24 protein-coding genes and 1 pseudogene are annotated in these 24,592 nt (G+C 70.6%); 7 read left to right on the forward strand and 18 right to left on the reverse strand.

Features of this window, described 5'->3' with window-relative positions; all coding sequences use genetic code 11:
* Positions 1-24 precede the first annotated feature (24 nt).
* Positions 25-699 (forward strand): class I SAM-dependent methyltransferase, encoded by a 675-nt coding sequence (locus HOV91_RS18530; protein WP_174186667.1) that lies wholly within the window; start codon positions 25-27, stop codon positions 697-699.
* 9 nt (positions 700-708) lie between these two features.
* Here HOV91_RS18530 and HOV91_RS18535 read toward each other — a convergent pair whose 3' ends face one another.
* From HOV91_RS18535 to HOV91_RS18555, 5 genes are all read right to left on the reverse strand, one after another.
* Positions 709-1,971 carry an acyl-CoA dehydrogenase family protein gene (locus tag HOV91_RS18535; protein ID WP_174186668.1) on the reverse strand — a complete coding sequence of 421 codons (1,263 nt, stop codon included), beginning with the start codon at positions 1,969-1,971 and terminating at the stop codon, positions 709-711.
* Between the two features lie 7 nt (positions 1,972-1,978).
* Positions 1,979-2,977, reverse strand: coding sequence for a phosphotransferase family protein (locus tag HOV91_RS18540; RefSeq protein WP_174186669.1), 999 nt, complete (start codon positions 2,975-2,977; stop codon positions 1,979-1,981).
* Positions 2,974-3,270: a DUF6285 domain-containing protein gene (locus tag HOV91_RS18545; RefSeq protein ID WP_174186670.1), complete on the reverse strand. Its 297-nt coding sequence runs from the start codon at positions 3,268-3,270 to the stop codon at positions 2,974-2,976. Before HOV91_RS18545 ends, HOV91_RS18540 begins: the two co-directional genes overlap by 4 nt.
* Positions 3,271-3,622: 352 nt before the next feature.
* Entirely contained in the window at positions 3,623-4,699 is a 1,077-nt protein-coding gene (locus HOV91_RS18550) for a DNA glycosylase AlkZ-like family protein (RefSeq protein ID WP_174186671.1), read from the reverse strand.
* A 42-nt stretch (positions 4,700-4,741) separates the two neighbouring features.
* Entirely contained in the window at positions 4,742-5,212 is a 471-nt protein-coding gene (locus tag HOV91_RS18555) for a winged helix-turn-helix transcriptional regulator (RefSeq protein WP_174186672.1), read from the reverse strand.
* Between the two features lie 105 nt (positions 5,213-5,317).
* On the opposite strand from HOV91_RS18555, the gene HOV91_RS18560 reads away from it, so the two are divergent.
* Positions 5,318-6,571 carry a cytochrome P450 gene (locus HOV91_RS18560; protein WP_174186673.1) on the forward strand — a complete coding sequence of 418 codons (1,254 nt, stop codon included), beginning with the start codon at positions 5,318-5,320 and terminating at the stop codon, positions 6,569-6,571.
* Between the two features lie 389 nt (positions 6,572-6,960).
* Here the strand turns inward: HOV91_RS18560 and HOV91_RS40835 are convergent, their stop codons facing one another.
* Positions 6,961-7,413: an SRPBCC family protein gene (locus HOV91_RS40835; RefSeq protein WP_174186692.1), complete on the reverse strand. Its 453-nt coding sequence runs from the start codon at positions 7,411-7,413 to the stop codon at positions 6,961-6,963.
* A gap of 399 nt (positions 7,414-7,812) precedes the next feature.
* Positions 7,813-8,922: pseudogene (locus tag HOV91_RS40840) on the reverse strand (FUSC family protein); the annotation flags it as partial.
* 229 nt (positions 8,923-9,151) lie between these two features.
* Between HOV91_RS40840 and HOV91_RS18575 the strand changes: the two are divergent.
* Both HOV91_RS18575 and HOV91_RS18580 read left to right on the forward strand, forming a co-directional pair.
* Entirely contained in the window at positions 9,152-10,570 is a 1,419-nt protein-coding gene (locus tag HOV91_RS18575) for an amidase (RefSeq protein ID WP_174186674.1), read from the forward strand.
* An 88-nt stretch (positions 10,571-10,658) separates the two neighbouring features.
* The gene (locus HOV91_RS18580) at positions 10,659-11,468 is read left to right on the forward strand and encodes a class I SAM-dependent methyltransferase (protein WP_174186675.1); all 810 of its coding nucleotides are present in this window, start codon (positions 10,659-10,661) and stop codon (positions 11,466-11,468) included.
* 1 nt (position 11,469) lies between these two features.
* Here HOV91_RS18580 and HOV91_RS18585 read toward each other — a convergent pair whose 3' ends face one another.
* From HOV91_RS18585 to HOV91_RS18615, 7 genes are all read right to left on the reverse strand, one after another.
* Entirely contained in the window at positions 11,470-12,477 is a 1,008-nt protein-coding gene (locus HOV91_RS18585; protein WP_174186676.1) for a cation diffusion facilitator family transporter, read from the reverse strand.
* A 145-nt stretch (positions 12,478-12,622) separates the two neighbouring features.
* Complete coding sequence (gene crcB / locus HOV91_RS18590) at positions 12,623-12,991, reverse strand: fluoride efflux transporter CrcB (protein ID WP_174186677.1); 369 nt, start codon at positions 12,989-12,991, stop codon at positions 12,623-12,625.
* Positions 12,988-13,473 (reverse strand): fluoride efflux transporter FluC, encoded by a 486-nt coding sequence (locus tag HOV91_RS18595; RefSeq protein ID WP_312884683.1) that lies wholly within the window; start codon positions 13,471-13,473, stop codon positions 12,988-12,990. Before HOV91_RS18595 ends, crcB begins: the two co-directional genes overlap by 4 nt.
* 59 nt (positions 13,474-13,532) lie before the next feature.
* Positions 13,533-13,982 carry a universal stress protein gene (locus HOV91_RS18600; protein WP_174186679.1) on the reverse strand — a complete coding sequence of 150 codons (450 nt, stop codon included), beginning with the start codon at positions 13,980-13,982 and terminating at the stop codon, positions 13,533-13,535.
* A 58-nt stretch (positions 13,983-14,040) separates the two neighbouring features.
* Entirely contained in the window at positions 14,041-15,393 is a 1,353-nt protein-coding gene (locus HOV91_RS18605) for a flavin monoamine oxidase family protein (RefSeq protein WP_174186680.1), read from the reverse strand.
* Between the two features lie 184 nt (positions 15,394-15,577).
* Positions 15,578-16,159: a TetR/AcrR family transcriptional regulator gene (locus HOV91_RS18610; protein WP_174186681.1), complete on the reverse strand. Its 582-nt coding sequence runs from the start codon at positions 16,157-16,159 to the stop codon at positions 15,578-15,580.
* Positions 16,160-16,165: 6 nt separating this feature from the next.
* Positions 16,166-16,852, reverse strand: coding sequence for a crotonase/enoyl-CoA hydratase family protein (locus tag HOV91_RS18615; RefSeq protein WP_174186682.1), 687 nt, complete (start codon positions 16,850-16,852; stop codon positions 16,166-16,168).
* 227 nt (positions 16,853-17,079) lie between these two features.
* Here HOV91_RS18615 and HOV91_RS18620 point away from each other — a divergent pair, with 227 nt between their 5' ends.
* Positions 17,080-18,327, forward strand: a complete 1,248-nt coding sequence (locus HOV91_RS18620) for a phthiocerol/phthiodiolone dimycocerosyl transferase family protein (RefSeq protein WP_174186683.1) — start codon at positions 17,080-17,082, stop codon at positions 18,325-18,327.
* Between the two features lie 28 nt (positions 18,328-18,355).
* On the opposite strand, the gene HOV91_RS18625 is transcribed toward HOV91_RS18620, so the two are convergent.
* The 4 genes from HOV91_RS18625 to HOV91_RS18640 form a co-directional block, all read right to left on the reverse strand.
* Positions 18,356-19,564 (reverse strand): ROK family transcriptional regulator, encoded by a 1,209-nt coding sequence (locus HOV91_RS18625; protein ID WP_174186684.1) that lies wholly within the window; start codon positions 19,562-19,564, stop codon positions 18,356-18,358.
* 29 nt (positions 19,565-19,593) lie between these two features.
* A complete protein-coding gene (locus HOV91_RS18630) occupies positions 19,594-20,832 on the reverse strand; it encodes a sugar ABC transporter permease (RefSeq protein ID WP_174186685.1) in 1,239 nt (412 codons plus the stop codon).
* Positions 20,829-21,602 (reverse strand): ATP-binding cassette domain-containing protein, encoded by a 774-nt coding sequence (locus HOV91_RS18635; RefSeq protein WP_174186686.1) that lies wholly within the window; start codon positions 21,600-21,602, stop codon positions 20,829-20,831. The genes HOV91_RS18630 and HOV91_RS18635 overlap by 4 nt, the downstream gene beginning before the upstream one ends.
* Positions 21,603-21,674: 72 nt before the next feature.
* Entirely contained in the window at positions 21,675-22,751 is a 1,077-nt protein-coding gene (locus HOV91_RS18640; protein WP_174186687.1) for a sugar ABC transporter substrate-binding protein, read from the reverse strand.
* Between the two features lie 406 nt (positions 22,752-23,157).
* Between HOV91_RS18640 and HOV91_RS18645 the strand changes: the two genes are divergently transcribed.
* Positions 23,158-23,481: a hypothetical protein gene (locus HOV91_RS18645; protein ID WP_174186688.1), complete on the forward strand. Its 324-nt coding sequence runs from the start codon at positions 23,158-23,160 to the stop codon at positions 23,479-23,481.
* Positions 23,478-24,592: hypothetical protein (locus tag HOV91_RS18650; RefSeq protein WP_174186689.1), on the forward strand; the 1,115-nt coding region annotated here is incomplete at its 3' end. The genes HOV91_RS18645 and HOV91_RS18650, both read left to right, overlap by 4 nt.

The raw sequence follows: 24,592 nt of genomic DNA on the forward strand, positions 1-24,592 counted from the left end.
GGGTTGAGGATGGACCATGGCTGCATGACTCGTCCAGCTGATTTCTGGAACACCGTCTACGACAACGACACCGCGCCTTGGGTGATCGGCGAGCCACAACCGGCCATCGTCGCGCTCGAACGGGAGGGTGCCATCACCGGCCGCGTGCTCGATCCGGGCTGCGGCGCCGGTGAGCACACGATCCTGCTGACCGGACTGGGATACGACGTGCGCGGCATCGACATGTCGCCGAGTGCGGTGGCGTACGCGCGCGCCAACGCCGCCGAGCGGGGTGTGCCGTCCGCCGCGTTCGAGGTCGCCGACGCGCTCGCGCTCGGTGACCGGCCGGATCTCGCCGGTGACCCGCCCGGTTCCGCGCCCGTGTTCGACACCATCGTCGACAGCGCGCTGTTCCACGTCTTCGGGACCGAGGACGAGCCGCGCGCCGCCTACGTCCGCAGCCTGCACGCGATCTGCAAGCCGGGCGGCACGGTCCATGTCCTCGCGCTCTCCGATGTCGAGCCGGGATTCGGCCCGCGGATCAGCGACACGGTGATCCGGGATTCCTTCCGCGACGGCTGGACGGTGGAAGATCTGCGGCCTGCCCGATACCGGGGACGGGTCACCGACCCGGTGGCCCAGGACACGGCGCACCTCGAGGTCTCCGAGTCCGGCAAGGTCGACCTCGCCGCGTGGCTGGCCCGCATACGCCGCCTCTGAACCGTCGCGTCACACCCCTTTGGGCGCTTTGCTTCCCATGAAGCCGAACAGGTAACCCGCGACACGCCGCATCTGGATCTCCTCGGCGCCCTCGGTGATCCGGTAGCGCCGGTGGTGGCGGTAGATGTGCTCGAACGGCTTGTGCCTGGAATAGCCGAGGCCGCCGTGCACCTGCATGGCACGGTCGGCGGCCTCGCAGCACAACCGGTTGGCCCAGTAGTTGCACATCGAGACCTGCTCGGAGACGGCGAAGGTGCCGTAGGCGTCCATCGACCACGCGGTCTTGTGGATCAGGGCGCGCAGCATCGCGCACTGGGTGTGCAGTTCCACCAGGGGGAACTGGATCGCCTGATTGGCGGCCAGCGGCTTGCCGAACGGCTTGCGCTGCTTGGCGTAGGCCACCGACTCATCGATGCAGTACTGCGCAGCGCCCAGGCTGGACGCGGCTTGACGGATCCGGTTCTCGTTGAAGAAGTGCTGGACCACCGCCAAGCCGCGTCCCTCGCCGCCGAAGACGGCGGTGTCCGGCACCCGGACGCCGTCGAGCGAGACGCGGGCGTGATCGGTGGGCATGTTGAAGGTCCAGAGATACTCCTCGACGACGAAGCCCGGCGCGTCGATGGGCACCAGGAACGCGGTGATGCCCGCGGCGTCGCCGGGGCCGCCCGCGGTACGCGCGAAGATCAGGTCGGCGTCGGCGATGTGCACACCGGTGTTCCAGGTCTTCTGTCCGGTGATCACCCAGCCGTCGCCGTCGCGGACCGCCGAGGTCTCCATGTGCGTCGCGTCGGAGCCGTGCTCGGGCTCGGTGATGCCGAAGGCGAAGAACTTGGTGCCCGAGGCCAGCCCGTCCACCCACTCCGCCTGCTGAGCGGGGGTGCCGTATTCGAGCATGAGCAGCAGGCCCACGTTGTTGGCCACGATGGCGTGCTCGTTCTGCAGGTCGCAGTGCAGGCCGAGACCGCGACGGGCCAGGTGCTCGCGGATCACGGCCATGCCCAGGTTGGTGCCGTCCCGGCCGCCGTACTGCCCAGGGAACGCGTAGCGCAGGTGGCCCGCCGCGTCGGCGCGCCTGCGGACTTCGGCCAGCAACTGCTCCCATTCCGCGTTCGGCAGGCCGCCGCGCTCCCAGTCGGTCCGGGCGTCCTCGCGGCGGTGGTCGAAGAAGCGGATGTTGTCGTCGGCCTGCTCGAGCGGCGTGATCTCCCGCTCGATGAAGGCGTCGAGTTCGGCCAGGTAATCGACCAGTTCCGCGGGTAATTCGAAATCCATCGGGCGGCTAACCTTTCACGGTGGGTCGGATCTGCATCAGCAGGTCCCATTCGATCTCCGACACCCGGCGGCCGCTGGCCGCCATCACGATGTCGCGCACGCTGCCGTCGCAGTGGGCCGCGGCCTGCCCGGCGAGTCCGACGCCCCAGGCCAGCGTGCACAGAACCTTCCACCAGCGGAACCGGTCCTCGTCGAAGTCGCCGCCGCCGCGGTGGTACCCGCGCACGAACGCGGCGCGGCCGGCGAGCCCGCCGAACTCCCGCTCGTCGGCGCGGAAGCGCCACATGCGCAGCGCGGGCCAGGCCACGTCGCGCATCGGATCGCCGTGCCGCTGCGCGCCTTCCCAGTCGAGCACCGCGCGCAGGCCGTCGGGGCCGACGACGATGTTGCCGTTGCGCATGTCGGTGTGCAGCAGTGCCGAGCGCGACGGCGGCGGTGGGCAGTGGCGTTCCAGCCAGCGCAGGGCGAGGGCGAACACCGGCCGGTCGGCCAGGAGCGCGCGCACCTGCTCGGCGGCCTCGGTCAGCTGGCGCGCGGGATCGGCGGCCGCCGCGGGCAGCCGATCGGGCGCGGTCGCCGGGTCGATGGCATGCAGGCGCCCCATGGCCTCGCCCAGTTGCTCCGCGACTCGTTCGCCGAGGCCCGCCGCTTCGGTCAGCCGCAACACCCGCCGCGGCACGGTCTCTCCGTCGACCCGTTCGGAGACCACGAACGGCCCGCCGACATAGGCGCTGTCGGTGCAGACGGCTACCACGGGCGGCACCGGCACACCGCGGGTGCGCGCCAGTTCCCGGACCGCGGCCTCCACGTCCACCGGGACCAGTTCGATCGCGCTGGGCACGATGGTCGCGACCAAGCGGCGTGTCGCGTCTCCCGTATCGGCGTCGAAGGCGACGTTCCGGCGGCGAGCGCCCGCCGAGAGGTATTCGACGTTCGACACCGTCACCGGACGGCCGCTGTCCGCCGCGAGGAACTCGGTCAGGCCGCGCGCCAGGTCGGCGCTCACTCGCCCGCCCAGGCGTCGTATCCGGGTTTGGCGATCGCGAGATCGGCCCGCACCACCGAGACCAGCGCCTCCCAGAGTTGTCCGTCATCCCCCTCGGTCACCGCGGCCAGCAGCGCGCGTTCCTGCTCCGCCGCCGCGGGACCCGATTCGATCTCCCGGCGCACGATCCTGGCGAGATTGGCCCCGACTCGCGCCTTGTGCTGAAGACCCGCGGGCAGGGCAGGCAGCAGGGTCTGCTCGAGCAACTCGGCGAGCGATTCCAGCAACTCCGCTGCCGATGGGCGATTCTGCATTCGTTCCCCTCGGTCGATTCGGCCCCCAGCATGGCACGCACGACTGCCGTCCCGATCGGTACTTTCGGCCGTCACCCCTGGCCGCGCAGCGGCAGGCGCAGAGGTCTGGCCGCGGTAGCGCTGGTCGTCACGCCGACACGCGGTCGGGTCTTGCCGACCTCCGCCGGCTCCACTACATTCCTGCACTCGCGAGACCAATCGGTCTCCAATCCCTGCGCGACGTACCCGCGACGGCACCGCGTGGGACCCGCGTTGACGATCGGAGCCGGCTCGATGGCGATGCTGCTGTACTACCTACTCCTACCGCTGTATCTGGCCGAGGCTTTCGTCGACATGCTGGATTGAGCCCGAATCAGCTCCAGCGCAGCGCGGGCGGCTCCGCTCCGGCGACCTGCGCGATCAACGCGGCACTGCGTTCGGCGTCCGCCCGCTGCCGCGCGGTCGGTCGCTCGAAACAGGTGACGGCGACTTCACTCTCGGCGCGACGATAGCGCCAGGTGCCGATCACCTCACCATCCGAAAGCACCGCCCCCGGCGCGGACAGCGCGCGCCATACCGCTCGGCGGCGCGCACGATCCGGCACGAGTAGTTCCCGATCGACCTGACGGAGATAGCCGTCGTTGGGTGGGACGAGAGCGACACCTTCGGCCCGCGGCGCCGTCCGCACGGCGTCGAGCAGTGCCTCCGGTAGCTCATACCCATGTCCCGCGATCCGGACGCGCACCAGATCGTCCACCTGCTGCCACGCCGCCGTGGGGTCGCTGCCGAGCCAGTCGCGCAGCTGGGGTCGCGCCGCCGGACCGTTCACCCGGAAGTAGGCCGCCACCAACGCGACCCGCGGCTGCTCGGTCCGCTTGCCCGGATGAGCCGGGGCCGGTTGCAGCAGGGTCGCTCGCCCGCGCACATCGAGGACGATCCTGGCCCGGCACGCACCGGCACGGAACGGTCCGTCGGGAACGTGCTCGGCCCGGCATCGCTCGCACCAGGCCACCAGGTCGGCACGAACGCGGGCGGCGACGGCGGCGCTCGCCTCGGCTTTGGTCATCGGCGCGGTCACCACCGCGGTCAACGCGGCCGCGACCTCGTCTACCGCCGCGAGATACGCCGTCCCGCCTTCGTCGCTCGCCACCGGGGCCACGCCCTCGCACACCAGGTCCACCGCGCTCAGTGGATGGGCGTGCGGCGCGCCGCGCATCGACCAGATGGTGACCAAGGGGCCGTCCGGCCGGACCGCGTCCGCGACGGGCGTGGCGCCGACCGTGGCGGTGCGCTGGATCAGCGACTGCTCCGGTCCGCCGCCGCGGCCGCCCTGCACACCGAGCAGCAGCAGATCGTCGAGCGCAGCGGCGCGGACCGCACCGCCCAGACCCTGGCCCTGCCAGCGGAATCCGAGCCACCGATCCCGGTCGACGGCGATCGTCTGCGCCATAGGCCCACCCTATTGCCCGGCCGAAGCCACGGGGCGAACTTCTCAACCGGCTTGTTCGGCGCCCGGCGGTTGACGGAATCCGGGGCCCGCTTTGGGTTCGACATCGCGCGGGTCGATCGGTTCGCGGCAGTGGTCGCAGACCAGCATGGGCGAGGTCTCGTGGCCGCAGCGGCGATGTTCCAGCACGATCGACGGGCCCTCCGGCCCGGCCAGGTGGTTGTCGCCCCAGACCATCATCGCGGTGACGATCGGATAGAGCTCGCGGCCCGCTGCGGTCAGGTGATAGTCCACCCGCCCGCCGCCGTGGTCGGTGCGGGTGAAGATGCCCGCGTCGATCAGCATGCGCAGACGGCTGGTGAGCAGGTTGCGATTGGTGATGCCGATATTGCGGGCGAAATCGCTGAAGCGGTGCACCCCGAAGAACGACTCGGCGATGAGCAGGATGGTCCACCGGTCGCCGAGCAGTTCGACGACGCGGGTGACCGAATCATCGACCGGGCGCCGCAGTGTCATGGCGCCATCTTCGCATCTCCACTCGGTATTGCATTCCTACCGATAGTATCTGAATAATACCGATAGGACCCGTGCCCACTCCGGGCCGGCCAGTTGGGAGTGTCGATGACGACCACGAACCACCCGACCGACGACTACGTGCGCCTGCTCGATCCGGCCGTCCGGCCGGATCCGTATCCCCTCTTCACCCGGCTGCGCGACTCCGGTGCGTTCCGGATCGGCACCGCCCCGGTGGTCGTCCTGACCCGCTACGCCGACTGCGCCGCCATGCTGCGCGATCCGCGCGCGAGCGTCGACCGGTCACTGGCCCGCTTGCAGCTCGGCTCGATGCCGATCTACGACGGGACGCGCGAAGACGGCGCGGCGGTGGCGAAGCCCTCGTTCCTGTTCCTCGATCCGCCCGATCACACTCGCCTGCGCCGCTTGGTGGCCAAGGCGTTCACCCCGCGCGTCGTGCGCCGGATGGAGCCGCGGATCACCGAGATCGTGGACGACTTGCTCGACCAGCGCGCCCGCGCGGGCAACTTCGACGCCGTCGACCACTTCGCCTATCCCCTGCCGGTGACCGTCATCTGCGAACTGCTCGGCGTCCCGCTCGCGGACGAAGCGCGGCTGAGCGCGTGGTCCGCGCTGCTGTCGCGCACACTCGACCCGACTTCCCGCGCGGCGCCGCAGTTCCGCGCCGACCCGGCGCTGATCCAGCGCGCGGGCACCGAACTGCACGCCTACTTCGAAGACCTCATCGATCGCCGCCGCCACACACCGGGTGCGGATCTGCTGTCCGAACTCATCGCGGCCGAAGACGCGGGTGACGCGCTGACCCACGCGGAACTGATCTCGACCTGCGCCCTTCTGCTGGTGGCCGGGCACGAGACCACGGTCAACCTGATCGCCAACGCGACCCTCGCCCTGCTGCGCAGGCCGGAGGAACTCGCCGCGCTGCGGGCGGATCCGGACCGGGCGGCGGGCGTCGTGGAGGAGACGCTGCGCTTCGACCCGCCAGTGCAGCTGATCCCGCGCATCGCCGCCGACGAGCTGACCATCGGCGGCATGGACATCCAGCGCGGCGATCTGGTGGTGCTGCTGATCGCCGCCGCGCAACGCGACCCCGCAGTGTTCGGCGATCCCGGCCGCTTCGACCCGGCGCGCGAGAACCGCCACCTGGCCTTCGGCCTCGGGGCGCACTTCTGCGTCGGCGCTCCCCTGGCCCGGCTGGAGGCGCGAGTGGCGTTGACCCGGTTCGCGCAACGGGTCGAAGCGCCTGCGCTGACCGTGGACCCGCCACCGTATCGGGAGCACGTCAACCTGCGCGGGCCCGCGCACCTGCCCATCGAGTTCGCGGCGATCCGGCCCAGGTAGCCCGGCGAGTCAGCCGTCGTAGGCGACGTGTGGCGTCCACCCCTCGGCCGGGGGGTGGGCGCCGCGTGCAGCGCCTCGGCCACACGGTCGCGAGTGAAGGCGCCCTCACCCAGCAGTCCGTCGATCTGCACCGCGACGGCTCGTATACCAGCCGTGGCGTTCCAGGCTGGTCGCCGGATTGCGCACGGCCGCCTTCCGGACGCCCAGCGAGGCCGCCCGGTGCCACGGCTTGGCCGCGGCCGCGCTGCCGGTGACCAGCACGCGGGCGCCCTCGGACAGGAAGGGCCGCGCGACTCCGACCGCGGGCAGCAGTGGCCGCCGCGCCGACGGTGAAGTCCTCGATCAGTTCGGCGACCGAGAGCCGCAGCGGATCGGCCGCACGGAAGGAATCACTCGACCACCGCCTTGATCCGGTTCAGCGTCTCGCGCATCCCCTCGACATTGGTCTTGTTACGCGCCCATCCGGCGAGCAACCAGTACAGCCGCAGCACGGGGTTGCTGTGCAACTGGAACGACTCGGTGACGTCGGTGCCGCCCTCGACCGGCTCGAAAACGTAGCGCCACGTGTTGATCGGCATGCCGCGCGGACCGAGCACGGTGAACGCGAACTCGCGACCTGGCTCGCAGGCGACGATGCGGCACACCGTCGCGTACTTCAGCCCCCACCCGTTGCGGTTGACGTGACCGCGGAACTTCACGCCGACCGCGGGGCCGGTCGCGCCGCCCAGCCACTCCGCGGCGAATGTCTCGGGACTGAACCGCCCGGTGTTCTCGATGTCGCTGACCAGTTCCCAGATCTTGTCGGCGGGAGCAGCCATCCGTACCGTCACGCTGTCGTGCATGCGCCGAACGCTAGCAGGCGGTCCGGCCGTCGCCTCCGGACCGGATCGCGCCGCGGCGAGGCGGGCATCCCAGCCGTCCACGTCCGCCAGCCACTGACCGGGTCGCAGCACCCAGCAGGCGGCGAGCAAATCGTGGCCGTAGTGCGCGACGGCCGCGTGCTCCGGCCAGTACTCGCGGGTCCACTCCGGATCGTCGGTCGCCGAGTCGATGCCGCTGCGGACCACGCCGACCAGCTCGAATTGCAGGTGCTGGACCAGCACCCACGCTTCGGCGTCCATCGGCTTGCGGCGCAGCCGGTCGAGCAGGGCGCGGGCGGCGGCACGCACCCGGCGCTCCATCCAGTGGAAGGTGCGCCGGTGCCCGCGCGGCGCGACGCCGTGCAGCGCGAGCACGGCGACGGCGACACCGAGCACGGTCTCGACCAGCCGGTCGCGCAGCACGGGTCCGATCGGTCCGCCGGTGACGGTCACCCCGCCCGCGATCAGCGCGACCGGCGTGATGAAGACGACCGCCAGCGCGTAATTGCGCGGCACGAACAGCTCGATGCAGAACTGCAGTGCGGCGATCAGGACGATCAGCGCGTAGCCGGTCGGTCCGAGCTGGTAGATGAGCGCGAACAGGCCCAGGCCCACGATCGTGCCGACGAACCGGTGGATGGCGCGCACCTGTCCGCGCACCCGGTCCGGGCCGGTCTGCAACACGATCAGGGCGCTGAGCACCGCCCAGTGCGGGCGCTCCAGCCCGAGCAGCGCGCTCAGCGCACCAGCGCACAGGCAGCCCGCGGCCACTCGCATCGAGCTGATCGCCGCGTGCGAGGACGACGACAGCGAACGCCCCAGCCGGAAGCCGACGCCCGGACGGGCGAACGAGACCAAGGGATCGACCAGCAGGTCGTCGGTGTCGTCGGCGGGAGCGTGCCCGGCGAGCCTGCGCCGGGCGTCTTGCAGGGTGGCAAGCAACTCGGCTTCCCGGGGGTCCGAGGGCAGGCCGGCGTCGTAGACCGCGGCCCACGCGTCCGCCATCGCGGCGCCTGCCCCGTGGCGCGCCTCGATGGCGGGCGTCCCCGCCTCCCGCGCCGCTACGTAGGCGTCGACCGCCCGCACCGCGGCGTCGACCGCCGTGCGTTCGGGCTTGCGACGGTCACCCAGCACCCCGGCCATCGAAACGACGATCGACGCGGCCACACCGCAGGCCGTACAGAACAACAGCGTCCACACCGCGGTCCCGGCCTCGACGGCTTTCATCGCGCCCGCGCAGACCAGCGCGAAGAACAGCGCACCCGGCGGCCCGAGCCGCAGCGCGTCGATGACGAAGACGGCCACCACCGCGATCGAGGACACCACGAGCACCATGAGCAGGGACGAACCGAATCCGGCGCCGAGCACGGCGCCCGCCGCCGCGCCGACCGCACAGGCGGCGAGCAGCGCCAGACCGGCCGCGAGAACCACCCACCCGCGCACCCGGAACGGTCGCCCCTCGCCGTAGAGCACGGCGAAGGCGCCGAACATGACGAACACCGCCGCGTCCGGACGGCCGAGACCGGTGAGCAGCGCGGCGGGGGCGGCGAACGCCACGGCAGCGCGCAGCGCCACGCCCCACCGCCGGCCCGCGGGTGGCAGGGCGAACAACAGCGAGCCGACCCGGCCCTTCGGTGGCACCGGATCCGGGTGTGTCGCGGCCACCTGCTGTCCTTTCTGGGCTGGACGTACTGCCTGGTGCACACATTAGATTCGGGACATGACCGCCGATGCTCGAATACCGCTACCCACGCGCGTCCACGCCTTCGGCGACGACGCGCTCGGTGATCACGACGCCGTCGCCCTGGCCACGCTGGTGCGCGACGGGGCAGTTTCACCACGCGAACTCGCCGCGGCCGCCGTGGCGCGCGCCCAGCTGGTCGAGCAGCTGGCGGCAGTCGCTTACCCGAGCTACGCGAACCCGCTGCTGCCCGTCGAGCGGACCGGCACGTTCTACGGCGTGCCCAGTTTCGTCAAGGACAACACGGACGTGGCGGGCATGCCGACGAACCAGGGCACGGCCGCGTTCCGCGCGGCACCAGCCCGCGCGCACAGCGGCTACACCCGGCAGTTCCTCAGCACCGGCCTCACCGTTCTCGGCAAGAGCGCCATGCCCGAGTTCGGGTTCAACGCCAGCACCGAGCCGCCGCACGCCGCGCCCACCCGCAACCCGTGGCACACGGGCCACTCGGTGGGCGGCTCGTCGGGCGGGGCGGCCGCACTGGTGGCGGCGGGTGTCGTCCCGATCGCGCACGGCAACGACGGCGGCGGGTCGATCCGGATTCCGGCGGCCTGCGCCGGGCTGGTCGGCCTGAAGCCGACGCGGGGACGGCACGTGGTCTCCGGGCTGGCTCGCTCGCTGCCGGTCGACATCGTCAGCGAAGGAGTGCTGACCAGAACGGTGCGCGACACCGCGGCATACGCCGAGGCGGCCGAACGCTATTGGCGCAATCCCGCGCTGAAGCCGATCGGCCGCGTCGAGGGACCAGCGACCCGGCGGATGCGGATAGCGCTCGTGCTCGACAACCTCGCGGGGCCGCTCGGCGCCGGTCCGACGCGGGCAGCCGTCGAACGGGTCGCACAGGTACTGGAATCCAGCGGCCATGCGGTCGAGCCGGTGCCCCTGCCCTTCGACGCGACGATCGAAAGCGCTTTCCTGCACTACTGGGGTCTGCTCGCGGCCGCGATCAGCACGACGGGAAGGTTTCTCGACCGCCGGTTCGACGCGCGCCGAGTGGACGATCTGACCGTCGGCCTCCGTGCGCTCTTCCTGCGCCGGGCCCTGCGCGCCCCGCTCACGCTCTACCGGCTGAAGGCGGCGGCGGCCACTTACGAGCGGGCACTCGGCCCCTACGACGCGGTGCTGCTGCCCACGCTCGGCCACACCACGCCGGAACTCGGCCATCTCAGCCCGACGGTGCCGTTCGAGGAGCTCATCGACCGCTTACGCGCGTACGTGTGTTTCACGCCGATCAACAACATCACCGGAACGCCGGCGATCACCGTTCCGGCCGGACTGACCGAGGATGGGCTCCCGATCGGAGTGCAGTTCGCCGCCACGCGCGGCAACGAGCGCACTTTGCTGGAGCTGGCCTACTTGATCGAGTCCGAGCAGCCGTTCCCGCGCTTGGATCACTGAACCGTTTCGCCCGGAATTAGGTTAGGCTAAGTTCACTCGTCCGAGTGTCGGCGGGCGGACACGACCGAGAGCCGGGGAGGACGAAATCATGGGCACGAGCGTCGAATTGGCGGGAGTCCCGGAGACCATGCTGTGGACGCTCTACAACCGGGCGTCGGAAGCGAAACGAGCGGACGGCATCCTGCGCGATCCGGACTGCGTCCGGATCTTCGACGCGCTCGACTACGACTACGCGCGGGCGTTCGGCGCGCCCGACGGCACGCACGCGGTGCGGTCGCTGCGCTTCGACCAGGCGCTGCGGCCCTGGCTGGCGGCGCACCCCGGCGGCACCGTCGTAGAACTCGCCTCGGGGCTGGAGACCCAATTCCAGCGGTGCGACGACGGACAGGTGCGCTGGTTGTGCGTGGACGTGCCCGAGGGGATCGCGCTGCGCGAGCGATTCCTGCCGCCGAGCGAGCGCTGCCGTCATCTGCCGATCAGCGCGCTCGATCCGGCCTGGCTCGACGAGGTCGACGCCGGACGCGGAGTCTTCGTCACGGCACAGGGCCTGTTCATGTACTTCGAGCCCGACCAGGTGCGCCGCCTGTGCACCACCATCTTCGACCGGCTGCCCGGTGTGGAGCTGATGTTCGACATCATCCCGCCGTGGTTCTCCCGCAAGACGATGCGGGGCTTCGCGAAGACACCGCACTACACCGCGCCGCCCATGCCATGGGGCGTCAAGCGCAGCCGGGCGGCGCGGCTGCTGCGCGAATGGAGCCCGCGGGTGGCAGAGGTGACGGTCTCGTCCTTCGGCCCTTCCCGCGGCCCGCTCGCGACGAGCCTTCCGGTCTTCGAGCGCCTTCCGGTGCTGCGCGACATTCCGCCCGGCATCGTCCACGCGCGTGGCGCCCGATAGGTCAGGGCGCGCCGATACCCGCCGCGGACGACGGACGGTCGCGGTGCACCGGCCCGTGCGCGTCGTCGCAGTGGTCGTCCAACACCGGCAGCAGGCGTTGCGCGTCCACGGCCGCCGCGGCGCCGACCTCGTGGGTGTGATCGACCTGCAGCGTGGTGTGGGTGATGCCGTAGTCGTGGTCCAACACCTGCTCGATCCGCTGACGCAGCCCGTGGCAGTCCGCGCCCGCACGAACCAGCACGTGCGCCGAAAGGGCGATGTCCCCGGAGGTGATCTGCCAGACGTGCAGGTCGTGCACCTCGTCGACGCCTTCGATGTCCACCAGCCTGCGCCCGAGCGCGTCCGGGTCCACCCCGGCGGGCGCCGCCTCCAAGAAGATCCGGCCGGATTCGCGCACCAGCCCGAGCCCCGCCTTGACCATCAGCGCCACCACGATCAGGGTGGCGATGGCATCCGCCCTGGCGAAGCCGGTGGTCAGCACGACGAGCCCGGCCACGGCGGTGGCGATGAACCCGTACAGGTCGCTGAGCACGTGCTGGAAAGCGCCCTCCACGTTGAGACTGGAGCGGTTGGCCTTGCTGATGGCCCAGGTGGCCGCGATGTTGACCACCACGCCGGCCAGCGCGGTCGCCAGCACGAGACCGCCGGTCACCTCGGGCGGCTCGAGCAGGCGGCGCACGGCCTCGTAGGTGAGCCAGCCCGCCAGCACGAGCAGCGTGATGCCGTTCGCCTGCGCCGACAGGATCTCGGCGCGCTTGTAGCCGTAGGTGTACTTGCCGTTCGCGGGCCGCGCCGCCAGCCGGATCGCGATGAGCGCGAGCACAATGGACGCGGCGTCGGTGAGCATGTGCGCCGCGTCCGACAGCAGGGCCAGCGAGTTCGCCAGCACGCCGATCACGACCTCGATCGACATGAACCCGACGATGAGGGCCAGCGCGATGGTCAGCCACCTGCGATCGGCCGCACCGGACACCCCGTGTCCGTGCGCGTGACCATGTTCGTGTCCCATCGAACCCGCCTTCCGTCACCGAAATGTATGCGCATATTTGCATCTGTCGTTCACGAGCTTATCCGACCCCGACCCGCTCGCGATAGGCCCGCTGAGTGAACTGGATCACGTCCCATACCGGTTCGACCGAGCAGCCGGTGCCGAGTCAGCCGACCAGGGCGTGCACCGCGGCGTAGGTGGACACGGTGGCGATCAGTCCTGCGCAGACACTGAGGATCACGTTCATCGCCGCGAAGAGATAGGCGCCCCGCTCCGCCAATCGCACGGTCTCGTAACCGAAGGTGCTGTAGGTGGTCAGGGCTCCACAGAATCCGGTGCCGAGCAGAACGAACAGTGGCGCGGACAGCGCGGTCCCCGCTCCGCTGAGCGCGCCGAGGATCAGGCAGCCGATCAGATTGACCACGAATGTGCCCCAAGGGAACAGGCTGTCATGGCGGCTCTGCACCGCCCGGTCGACGAGATACCGCAGCGGCGCGCCGATCGCGCCGCCCACGACAACCAGCAGTACCGTCATTCCGTCCTCTTTCGCACGCGCTGGTAGCCCGCCCTGGTGAGCCACATCGCCGCGAACGTCGCGAGCAGGGCGCAGATCAGCGTGCCCGCCAGGTAACCGGCCGCGGCGACGATCGTCCCGGGGCGCAGTAGCTCGCGGATCTCGTTGGCATAGGTGGAGAAGGTGGTGAATCCGCCCAGGACGCCCACGCCGAGGAAAGGGCGCAGCAATCGGTGCACCGTCCAGATCTCGGTCACCGCCACCATGAGTACGCCGATCGCGAAGCAACCCGACACATTGGTGACGAAGGTGGCCCACGGGATGTGTCCGGCCCGGCCGGGCAACCCCTGGGCAAGACCGTAGCGACCCAGCGCGCCGAGCGCGCCGCCGACGGCGACGACCACCAGCACCACACCGTGGGTACGCCAGAATTCTCGCCGGCGCGCGTTGCTTTTCCCGCGCTCGGCGGTGTGCGTCGGCTCCTCGGTCAGTTCACCGGCCACGCACATCTCCGACACGATCGGCCGGCTGCGGCGCCACCTCCGTCACGACACGACCGCACTCACCGGCCCTCGGGCTGTCCGCCGCCGTCGTGCGCGACCAGCACCGAACAGCCTGCGTGCCGTGCGGCTTTCTCCGCGGTACTTCCCATGAACCGGCCCCAGATGCCCGAATGCCCGCTGCGGCCGAGCACCAGCAGGTCGGCCTGGTGCTCGGCGGCGGCCGTGGCCAGTTCCCGCGCCGCCTGGCCCGCGCGGATCTCGGGCTGCACCGCGATGCCGCGCTGTTGCGCGGATTCGGCGGCGGCGCCGAGCCATCGGCGGCAGGTCTGCTCGCCGATCGAGCGCTCGTCCTCGATCTCGCCGACCACCGGGCCGTAGTGCGGCAGATACTCTTCGACCGCCACCACCGTGAGCGTCGAGTGGTGCAGCGTCGCCAAGTCGAGCGCCATCGTCAAGGCGGCCCTTGCGCCGGGCGAGTCGTCGTAGCCCACCACGATCCGCTGGAACACCTTTCCATTGTGATCCCTCGGCCCAGCCGGAGCCAGCATTCGAGCAATCCATCGGCAATCAGGCGGTGGCCGCGGATCGGTCCGCCGCGAGCACCTCGGCCGCCGCGCGCTCGCCCGATCGGATCGCTCCCTCGATGTAGCCCGACCATTCCGTGGCGGTTTCGCTTCCCGCCCAGTGGATCGCTCCGACCGGATGACGCAGGGCCGAGCCAACGGTGGTCAACACGCCCGGCGGGAAGAAGGCGCCGTAGCCGCCACGGGTGTACGGGTCGTCGGCCCAGACCTTTTCGTGCCACTCGATCGGCTCGCGGGCGGCGTGACCGAAGGCGCGCACGAGCGAGCCGACGATCATGGCGCGGCGCTCGCTCGGGGGAAGGGCGGCCAGCCGCTGCGCCGCCCGGCCGGGCACCAGCGCGCCGAGCACGCCGGGACCGCCGGGGCGGGTGGCGTCGAAGGTCACCGGTACCGGATCGTGCAGGTTCAGCGCTTGGCCGGTGAGCCGGTCGTCGCGCCAGAATGGGCGCTCGTAGACCGCGAAGGCTTTCAGGACCGAGCCCATCGGCATCCGCTGGGTCAGCTGGTCACGCGCGGCGGGCAGCGGCGGATCGTAGGCGATGCGTCCGGCCAGGACGGGCGGCACCGCCACGATCACGTGCTCGGCGTGCACGTCATCGGAAGCCGCGCCCACCCGGACGCCGTCCGCTCCCTGACGGATGCTCGTGACCGGCGCGCCGAGACGCACCGCGTCCCCGAGTTCGGCGGCGATGGCCAGCGCGGGCCCGTCGGCGCCGTCCACGAACAGGCGGGTCACCGTCTCGGCGGTGATCCCGGCCTCGACACCGCCCGCCGAGCGGATCGTGGTCAGCAAACCGAGCATCGAGATACTGCCCACGTCGACGCACAGTTCCTCGCCGATCATCACCTCGGCCAGGTTCCGCGCGCGCCGCTCCGGAATATTCCGGCGCAGCCAGGTCGCGGCGGTCATCGCGTCCAGCCGGTCCGCGCCCGCCGAGGCCCACGGGCGCGCGAGGTCGATCCGGGCGGCCATGCGTTCCAGCCGCCACATGGCCTGGGCGAGCACGACCAGCACCAGCGTCGGCAGTGGCGGGCGGGCGCCGGTGAACCGCCGCCGGACCACTCCCTCGACCAGCAGGTCGACCCCTTCCTGCGGTGCGTACATCGCCGCGCCGTACTCCTCGGCCAACGCGGCGAACCGCGTGTGCGCACCGGAGATCCACTGTCCGCCGAGGTCGACCGCCCATCCGCCGCCCACCCGAGCGGCAAAGGTGCGACCGCCGACGCGGTCGCCAGCCTCCAGGACCACGACATCCCGACCCGACGCCCGCAAGGTCCGCGCCGCGCACAGCCCGGCGTATCCGGCACCGACGACGACGACGTCCGCACGGTCCATGGTGGCCTCCCGTCGCCGCACCGTAATTCGACAACCACTGTTGATCACCCATCGCCGATCCGCAACCGGCGCGGTCATCGCCCCAGCAACGCCACCCGTGCCGCCGCCCGGTGCTCGGCGCAATCCCGGCCCAGCCACACACGCGACCGCATCGCGGCAAGCGACCGCCGTCCCTGGTGTGGGGCTATCGAATCAGCGTGGCGAGGGCGGCCTCGGCGGCGTCCTGGAAGGTCGCGGTCAGTGTGCGCGGCGGCGCCGAGACGCGTCCTCGCACCCATTGCCTGCAGTACTCCTGCGCCGGTCCCACGCAGATCGCATGGGCTACCGGGTAATCGTCGCCGCCTACGTCCGCGGTGCCGAGCAGTTCGCGGTACCGGCGCTCCAGCGCACCGAAGAAAGTTCGATTGTGCTGAGCCAGTTCGGGCTCAGCGACCCGCGCGACCTCGTCCGGCAGGGTGGCGAACAGGAAGCGGGCGAGATCACGGTGATCCTCGACCCAGCCGAGATGGGCCGCGAGCATCCCCCGGATCGCCTGCTGCGCGCCGATGCCGTGCGCGTCGACGCGGTCCAGCACCGCGCGCTGGTAGTCGAGCATCCCGGCGACGTAGACGGCGGCCGCCAGTTCGGCCTTCGAACCGAACGCGTGGAACATACTGCCGCTGGACAACCCGAGTCGATCGCGCACGCCCGCCATCGTGAACGCCGGATAGCCCTTCGCCGGCAGCTGCCGGGCCGCTTCGGCCAGAATCCGCTCGCGTGTGCGCACGATCGGCTACGCCCCGAACTCGGCGTCGATGCCGGACCGGACCGCGGCGAGCACTCGGGCGCGCACCCGCAGCTTCGTGCCGGTGTGCGCGGCGAAGTCTATGCCGGTCAATCGGCGCGCTTCGGTGGTCGCGCGCTCGCGCAGGTCGTCGGCGTCGGCGGCGAGCACGTCGAGGAAGCCCAGTTCCCTGGCTTCCTCGGGACCGACCAGGACGCCGGTGACGGCCGCCCGGTCGAATCCCGGAGCGGTGAGCCGCTGCCGCGCCGTCTCGACGCCGTAATGCGGAATGGTCAGACCGATCGCGACCTCGTTGAGACCCAGTTTGTAATCCCCTGCGACGCCGAACCGCACGTCCGTTGCCAGCAACGTGAACGCGCCCTGGGCGATCGCGTGCCCAGGGCATGCCGCGACGACGGGATACGGGAACCCGAGCAGCCGGTGCACCAGGTTGCCGCCGGCCCGCAGGGTGCGGCGGATCTCGTCGGCGGATCGGGAGAACGTCGCCAGGTCGTAGCCGGCGGAGAACACGCGGGAGCGGCCGGTCAACAGGACGACGGCCCGATCGGCCTCGGCGCGGTCCAGGGCGGCGGCGATGGCGGCGATCATGTTCTCCGACATCACATTCGCCTTGCCGTCGTCCATCGTGATCGTGGCGACCCCGGCGTCGAGCCGGTAGGTGACGAGTTCGGTCATGGCAGCCTCCTCTAGAGCATCGCTCTAGAGTACCACTCTAGAACAGCGGCAGCTAACCCCGGGCTCCGCGCCGGAGGGGCTGGCCCGGACCAGGTGTCGTTGTGGCAACAACCCGAAACGGCGGCTTCGTATCTCCCGATACAGGACACAGATGATGCTGCCGAAAGAGCCTGGCACGTCCGGGCTTCGGACTAGCCTCTGGGACAGGCTCAGGTGGAGGAAGCGACATGACCGCAGCAACCGTCATCCGTCCGCTGGCGCCGAGCGAGGCGATCTTCGCCAACAGCGAAGTCCTCGTCGGCTATTCGGTCCGGGTCGCAGGCCGGTTGGATCTCGCCGCGCTGTCGGCGGCGTTCGAAGCCGTGGTTCGCTCCCGCCCGATCCTCGCCGCGCACCTGGAACCGGACGGGCGCGGCGGGCACCTGCTGCTCGAATCCCCGGACGCCGCAGCGGAGATGACAGTCGCCGAGGGCGATCCGGAGCGGTTGCTCACCGGCGCGCGCCTGGATCAGCGCAGAGCGCTCGGCTCGCTGTGCGTGGTCCGCGACGGCGATACCGCCGGGGTCACTTTGGTGACCCATCACAGTGTCGCGGATGCCTGTCATTCGCTGGCCGTGTTCGCCGAGCTGTGGTCGGGTTATACCGACCTCGCCCGCGGCCGCCCGCCCGAACTGGAGCCGCACGGCTTCCCGAGCTCGGTGGAAGACCTGCTCCGCGAGCGCGGCGTGCGGAAGATCGACGCACCGGCGATGCCGCACCGCCCGATGGGCGTGGCCCAGAGCTATTCCGGCCCGGACGACCCCGACTACCTGCTCCCCCGCACCGCACGGTGCAGGATGACCCGCGAACAGACCGCCGCGCTGGTCGAGCTGGGACATCGGGAGCACACCACGATCAACGGCCTCGCCTCCGCCGCGATCCTGCTCACCGAGGCCGAGTTGCGCGGACTCGCCCTGACCGACCTGGTCTACACCTACTCGGTCGACCTGCGCACCCGGGTGACGCCGCCGATCGGGACGACCGAAGGCACCAACGTACTCGGCTTCGCGAACTTCGTGCCCGCGCCGCGGACCGGTGCGACGCTGGTGGAGCTGGCCCGTGGCATCAGCGACACGCTGCGCGCCGGACTCGACTCGGGCGTCGTGCAGCAGACCCCGCTGCACATCCCCGAGATCACCGCGGGTCCTCCGCCGCGCGCACCTGGCATCGTGCTGGCCACCAACTGGGGACGCGTGCGCCGACCTCGCGTCCCGGACGAGCTGCGAATCACCGACTTTCGCTCGATCATGCTCGGCAAACCGGACAAGACCGGGCACCGGCTGCAGCAGCCGAGCGGCACCATCATCATCAGCACCTTCGACGACCGGCTGAGCATCGAGATCCACCACCCCGAGGAAACCACCGCCGAACAGCGGGTGCGCGTCCAACTGCTGGCCGCGCACCTGTCGGAGTTCAGCGCGGCGGGCGCCGCGTGAACGTCCGGCCGCGCCGCCGCCTCCCTCGTCAGGCGCGCGCGGCGGAGGTGCGCGACAACGTGTGCAACGGATCGGTGAGCACGTCGGTGAACGCCAGTTCCGCGGCGCCGATCAGCGTCGCGTCGCCGCCGAGCGCGCTGGTGCGCAGGCGAACCCGTTCGCGGACGGCTTGCAGGCCGTTCACCGCCACCCGGCTGCGCACCTGCGCCGCCGACGCCAGATAGATCTCCCGCAGCACTCCGCCGAACACCACCACCGACGGATTGAAGATGTTCACCAGATTGGCGACGCCGTATCCGAGCCATTCGCCGACCTGGTGCAACGCGTCCCGTGCCGTGGTGTCCCCGCGGGCGGCGGCATCGACGATCGCGTCGACCGCCGCCTGCCCGGGCGGATCGCTGCGTCCCGCCGCCGCGATCAACCCGAGTTCGCCCGCTTCGGCCTCGAGGCAGCCCCGCGAACCGCAGGCGCAGGGCCGCCCACCGGGATGGACGATCATGTGCCCCACTTCCCCGCCGTAACCGCCTTCCCCGCCGAGCAACTCGCCGTTGACGATGATGCCGCCGCCGATGCCGACGTCGCCGTGCAGGTAGATCAGGTTCGCCAAGCCGACGCCCACACCGCGTTCGCGTTCGGCCAGCGCGCCGAGATTGGCGTTGTTGCCGACCGCGACCCGCAGTCCGAGATCGAGTTCGCCGGTCATCTCGGCGCCGAAGGCGACGTCCACCCAGCCGAGGTTCGGCCCGTAGCGCACCACGCCGTCCTCCTCGCGGACCATGCCGCAGAACGCGACGCCGACACCCACGCACACCGCGCCCGGCGCGGCCGCGGCGATCATCGCCCGCGCCATGGTCACCAGAGCGGCGATCACGTCCTCGGGGTCGAACGCGCCGCGCGGACGGGTGGTCTCGGTGCGCTCGAGCACCGAGCCGCCCAGCCCCACCCGCGCGGCGGCCAGACGGTCCGCCCCGACGTCCAGCGCGACGACGTACACCCGTTCCGCACGCGGCCGCACCACCAGCGAGGGCCGGCCCGCCCGCCCGGTCTGGCCGGGCAGTTCCTCACTCACCAGGCCCGCGGCCGCCAGGTCGGTGGTGAGCGCGAGGATGGTGCTGCGGTTCAAGCCCATTCGCTCGGCGAGCGTGGCGCGCGAGACCGCCCCGTCACGGTGGACGTTCCGCAGCAGCGCGGCGAGGTTGCGCGTGCGGATCTCCTCGGGAGAAGGTGCTGCTCGCATTCACCGGGCTTTCGTCACGGGCTGGGGATTCATCGATGCAGGAGCGCACGCTTGCGCGACAGCGCGTCCACTCCGGCGGCCAAGAGCAGCACAAATCCTGTCACAACGAATTTCGTGCCCGCGCTGTAGCCCATCAGCCCCATCCCGTTGTTGATCACCGCGACCACCGCGGCGCCGAGCACCGCGTCCAGCATCCGCCCGCGACCGCCGAACAGGCTGGTGCCGCCGATCACCGCCGCGCCGACCGCCGTGAGCAGCACGTCGCTGCCGCCGGTGTTCGGATCGACGGAGTTCGCGCGCGAGGCCGCGATCAGCCCGCCCACCGCCGCCATCGTCGAACACAGCACGAAGGCGGTGATTCGCACCCGATCCACCGCGATGCCCGCGCGCCGGGCGGCCTCGGCGTTGCCGCCGACCGCGTAGATGTGCCTGCCGAACGCGGTGCGGTCGAGCACGAACGTCCACAGCAGCAACAGGGCCACGATCAGCGGTACCACGATGGGCATTCCCGCCAGCGAGTGCAACGCGGGATTGCGGCTGCGCTCACCGTTGAGCACCAGCACCGCCGCACCGGCCACCAGCGCGAGCAGCGCCACCCGCACCACGACCGTCCGCGCCGTCGTGCCGGTGAGCCCGAGTTTCGCGCGCGCCCGCAATTTCCGGTACTGGACGAGCGCGAAACCGGCGATCAGCACCGCGTACAGCGCCCAGCCGACCGGCGGCGGCACGTTCTTGTTCGCGATCGCGACGATCGTCTCGTCGCGGATGGCGATATTGCGGCCGTTGTCCATGATCTTCAGCGCCACGCCTTGCAGCGCCAGGAACGCCGCCAGCGTCACCACGAACGACGGGATCCCGATCGCGACCACCACCGTGCCGATCACGAGTCCGATCCCCACGCCGGTGAGCAGCGCGACCAGCACCGCCAGATACCACGGCCACCCTTTGTCGGTGAGCAGCACGGCGAGCACGGCCGCGCAGACGCCGCTGGTGAATCCGGCCGACAGGTCGATCTCGCCCAGCAGCAGCACGAAGATCAGTCCCATCGCGATCACCGCGATCGCCGCGCCCTGCGTGAACAGATTCGCGAAGTTGGCCTCGGACATGAAGACCGGGCGCGCCGCCCAGAAGATCACCGAGAGCACCACGAGTGCGATCACCGAGGGCAGCGCCCCCATGTCGCCGCCGCGCACCCGGCCGGCGTATTCGCTCACCAGATCGGTCACCGGCGCCACCGCCGGTCGCCGCCGGGTCGCCACCGCGGTCATCGGACGACTCCGCTCGTCTCGAGACCGAGCGCCCCGCTGCGGCCCGCCGTGATCAGTTCGACCACCTGCGCGTGCGTGACGTCGGAGGTGCGGACCTGGGCCGCCATCCGGCCGAGGTAGAGCGCGGCGATCCGGTCGGACACCGCGAAGACGTCGTTCATGTTGTGCGAGATCAGCACCACCGCCAGACCCTGGTCGGCGAGTCTGCGGACCAGTTCGAGCACCTGCTGGGTCTGCGCGACGCCCAGCGCGGCCGTCGGCTCGTCGAGGATCACCACCTTGCTGTTCCACAGCACGGCTTTCGCGATGGCCACCGTCTGGCGCTGGCCGCCGGACAGGCTCGAAACCTGTTGGCGCACCGACTTGACGGTGCGCACCGACAGGCTCGCCAACGTCTTCCCGGCCAGTTCCTCCATCGCGTATTCGTCGAGCACGAGACCGCGCCTGCGCTCCCGGCCGAGGAACATGTTCTGGACGATGTCCAGGTTGTCGCAGAGCGCGAGATCCTGGTAGACGATCTCGATACCGAGCGCCGCCGCGTCGCGCGGGCTGTGCACCTGCACCGGCGCGCCTTCGAAGAGGAACTCGCCCGCGTCGATCGGATGGGTGCCGCCGATGCATTTGACCAGCGTGGACTTGCCCGCCCCGTTGTCGCCGACGAGAGCGGTCACCTCGCCGGGATAGGCGCTGAAGGCGACTTCGTGCAGGACATGGACCGGGCCGAAACTTTTTTCTACTCCGCGTAATTCGATGACCGGCAGTTCGGACATGGAATAGCTCCTCGGAAGATATGGAGCCCCTTCCGCAATCCCCTCATCGAACCGCGGAAGGGGCGTGCGATGTCAGATCCCGTTGTCCGCGCAGAGTTTCGCGAACTCGCCGGTGCACAGCTCGGCCTTGGTGACATAACCGTCGGCCACCACGTCCTTGACGTCGCGCGGGTAGATCGCCTTCGGCTCCAGCAGCACCGACGGCACGTCGGCATTCGACTCCGGATCGCGCACCGCGCCGTTGGTCGTGCCCTGCTCCCCCTTCACCAGCGCCACCGCGAGTTTCGCGGTCGCCTCCGCCTCCTTCTGGATCGCCTTGTAGACGGTCATGCACTGGTCGCCCGCCAGTACGTTCTGCAGGCCCTGCACCGTGGCGTCCTGCCCACTGACCGGTACCTGACCGTTGAGCTTCTGCTTCTTCAGCACCGCGATCGCGGCGTTGGCCAATCCGTCGTTGGCCGCGACGACGCCGCCGATGTCCGGCCGGCCGGTGAGCATCTGCTCGAAGATCGTGCCCGCCTTGGTGTTGTCCCACTCCGGGACAGCCTGATCAGGTCCCTTGACGTATTGCCCGGCGTCGAACCGGGGCTTCAGCACCCCGTCGTAGCCGGTCTTCAGCAGAGTGGCGTTGTTGTCGGTCGGCCCGCCGTTCAGGTACGCGACCACCGGGCGCGCGGCATTGCGGTCGGTCAGGCACTGCGCGACGCCCTCGCCGAGCAGGCTGCCGACCTTCACGTTGTCGAAGGAGACGTAGTACTGGGCGCCGCCGCCGAGGGTGAGCCTGTCGTAGTCGATCACCGTGACGCCCTGTGCTTTCGCCTTCTGGATCACGGCTTTGCCGGTGCCGCTGTCCAGGTTGGTCATCACCAGCACCGCGGCGCCGCTGGTGATCATCTGGTCGGCGATGGTCTGGAAGGCGTTCTTGTCGCCCTGCGCGTTCTGGATATCCGCCTTGACGCCCGCGGCATCGAACGCCTGCTGCAAGTACTTGCGGTCCGCCGTCTCCCAGCGAGCGGAGGTCTTGCTGTCCGGGAGGATCACGCCGATCTGGGTTTTGCCGCCGGAGTCCGCGTCGTCGCCGCACGCGGTGAGAGTGGCGGCGAGTAGCGCGAACGACAGCGCGGCGGCGCTGAACATGCCCTTACGCATGAGTGGGCCTTTCATCACCGGCCCGGGACAGATCCCGGGCCGGTCGGAGTGGAACGAATGTTGTTCACAGCAACATATTGGACTGTGACACAGGGCACAACAGCTAATTTGTTGTTCCGCATAACAATCTCGACACGCGTGCGTTTGCTCAGGTGAGCGCCAGTGCGCATCGTTGGCCGGGGCCCGAGGAGGGCTGGTGAACAGGGCCGTCGGCCCACTCTCCGGCAGCACGTCCGCGGACGGGGACGACTCCGGCGAGCAGGGCTGTGGGCAGCGCCGAGGCCGAGGGGCGGCGTTCGCCGGGAACAGACCACCGAGGATCGGGCGCACAGCGGCCCTCCGGCACAGTACGCTTGGCGGTGAATCTTGGCGCGGCAGCGACAGACTGGGATCCGGGAGGGGAACAGTGGACACGCTCAGGCTCGACCCGGCGGCGGTGGCCGCCTACACCGCGATAGCGGACGCGGTGTCGAAACAATTGGCGTCGGCGGCCACGGTCGCCTCCGGCGCGGTGGATCCGGACCGGCTGGCCGCCGATCTCGGGCTCGTCGGCGCGGAATTCGCGGCGCGCTTCTCCGCCGCGGTCGCCGAACACGCGGAAGCGTTGTCGACCGCGGGGCAGCTGGTCGACGCCTACGGCCGCGTGCTGCGCGGTTACCGCGAGGACGCTCAGGACGTGGACGCCACGACGGCGGTCGCGATCACCCGCTCCGGGGAGGCACTGGCATGAGAAGCCTGATGGGACTGCGCAAACGCGCGCACGCCACCCAGCCCGCCGCCGAGGCCACCCGGCCGCAGAGCACCGAACCGGGCGTCGATCCCCCGATCGTCGCCGCGCTGGTGCGTCCGCTGCTGACCTTGCGCTCCTCGCTCGGCACCGGCGTCGGCGTGCCGAGCGCGGCCGCGACCGGCGCGCTTTCCGCCGCGTCCGCGCAGGTCGCGGACACCGAGGCACCGCAAAGGGAAGGTCTGCACGCCCTGGAGTCGACCTGGACCTCCCGCGCCGCCGACGCCGCGGTGCCCGCGCTGCGCACCACGCAGACCGAGATCGGCGACATCTCCGATCGGGGACCCGCCTATCTGTCCGTCCTCGCCGACGCGCACGCCACGTCCGGGCGCGCGGCACGGCGCGTCGACCAGATCATCGCGGACTTCCGCCGCGACGCGCGGGAGATCCTGGACAACGCGAGTTCGTCGCCGGAGACCGACGCCGTCATCGCCCGCGCCAGCCAGGCGCTGCGCGACGCGCTCACCACCGTGACGGTCGCGCGCACCGAAATGGACGACCACACCAGGAAACTCGATGAGATGGGGCCGCTCACGGTCACCAGCCCGTCCGGTGTCAGTGTCAGCCAAGGTCAGGCCGCCCACTCCGGCGGTACCGGGCCCCACCCCAGCGGTACCGGGCCCTACCCCGGCGGCACCCAGCAAGTCGTACCGGGCACCACTACGCCGGCCACCACGCAGCCCATGGACCCGGCCATGGCCGCCCAGCTGCAGTTGCAGCAGGCGCTGATCTCCGCGGGCGTGCAACTCGGTACCACGGCCATCAACGCGGGCGTCGACATCGGCACGCACATCATCGACAAGATCGCCGAGGTCGGCATCCACGGCATCGACACGGTCGCCGCGGCCGCGGACAAGGCGATCCCGGAACTGATCAATCCCGGCTCCACCACCAACCCCGGCACGAGTGGCGACGATTCGAAGAACTCCTCGAAGCTGTTCGACTTCGGCGGCTCGCCCGACCACAAGCCGTCCACCGGCCCCGGGTCGGGGAATCCGCCCGGCAATTCGGCGCCGGCCGCCCGCCCGGAGGCGCCGAGGCCGGAAAGCAGGCC

Origin of the sequence: Nocardia barduliensis (assembly GCF_013315795.1) — a bacterium.
Taxonomy (GTDB): domain Bacteria; phylum Actinomycetota; class Actinomycetes; order Mycobacteriales; family Mycobacteriaceae; genus Nocardia; species Nocardia barduliensis.

Bases quoted from the DNA above. Each gene is read 5' to 3' on its own strand.
- HOV91_RS18575 (WP_174186674.1), top strand. From the start codon at position 9,152: ATGACCGCCGATGCTCGAATACCGCTACCCACGCGCGTCCACGCCTTC.
- HOV91_RS18545 (WP_174186670.1), bottom strand. From the start codon at position 3,270: ATGCAGAATCGCCCATCGGCAGCGGAGTTGCTGGAATCGCTCGCCGAG.
- HOV91_RS18535 (WP_174186668.1), bottom strand. From the start codon at position 1,971: ATGGATTTCGAATTACCCGCGGAACTGGTCGATTACCTGGCCGAACTC.
- HOV91_RS18550 (WP_174186671.1), bottom strand. From the start codon at position 4,699: ATGGCGCAGACGATCGCCGTCGACCGGGATCGGTGGCTCGGATTCCGC.
- HOV91_RS18555 (WP_174186672.1), bottom strand. From the start codon at position 5,212: ATGACACTGCGGCGCCCGGTCGATGATTCGGTCACCCGCGTCGTCGAA.
- HOV91_RS18625 (WP_174186684.1), bottom strand. From the start codon at position 19,564: ATGCGAGCAGCACCTTCTCCCGAGGAGATCCGCACGCGCAACCTCGCC.
- HOV91_RS18635 (WP_174186686.1), bottom strand. From the start codon at position 21,602: ATGTCCGAACTGCCGGTCATCGAATTACGCGGAGTAGAAAAAAGTTTC.
- HOV91_RS18620 (WP_174186683.1), top strand. From the start codon at position 17,080: ATGACCGCAGCAACCGTCATCCGTCCGCTGGCGCCGAGCGAGGCGATC.
- HOV91_RS18530 (WP_174186667.1), top strand. From the start codon at position 25: ATGACTCGTCCAGCTGATTTCTGGAACACCGTCTACGACAACGACACC.
- crcB (WP_174186677.1), bottom strand. From the start codon at position 12,991: ATGACGGTACTGCTGGTTGTCGTGGGCGGCGCGATCGGCGCGCCGCTG.
- HOV91_RS18615 (WP_174186682.1), bottom strand. From the start codon at position 16,852: ATGACCGAACTCGTCACCTACCGGCTCGACGCCGGGGTCGCCACGATC.
- HOV91_RS18560 (WP_174186673.1), top strand. From the start codon at position 5,318: ATGACGACCACGAACCACCCGACCGACGACTACGTGCGCCTGCTCGAT.
- HOV91_RS18605 (WP_174186680.1), bottom strand. From the start codon at position 15,393: ATGGACCGTGCGGACGTCGTCGTCGTCGGTGCCGGATACGCCGGGCTG.
- HOV91_RS18580 (WP_174186675.1), top strand. From the start codon at position 10,659: ATGGGCACGAGCGTCGAATTGGCGGGAGTCCCGGAGACCATGCTGTGG.
- HOV91_RS40835 (WP_174186692.1), bottom strand. From the start codon at position 7,413: ATGCACGACAGCGTGACGGTACGGATGGCTGCTCCCGCCGACAAGATC.
- HOV91_RS18630 (WP_174186685.1), bottom strand. From the start codon at position 20,832: ATGACCGCGGTGGCGACCCGGCGGCGACCGGCGGTGGCGCCGGTGACC.
- HOV91_RS18585 (WP_174186676.1), bottom strand. From the start codon at position 12,477: ATGGGACACGAACATGGTCACGCGCACGGACACGGGGTGTCCGGTGCG.
- HOV91_RS18640 (WP_174186687.1), bottom strand. From the start codon at position 22,751: ATGCGTAAGGGCATGTTCAGCGCCGCCGCGCTGTCGTTCGCGCTACTC.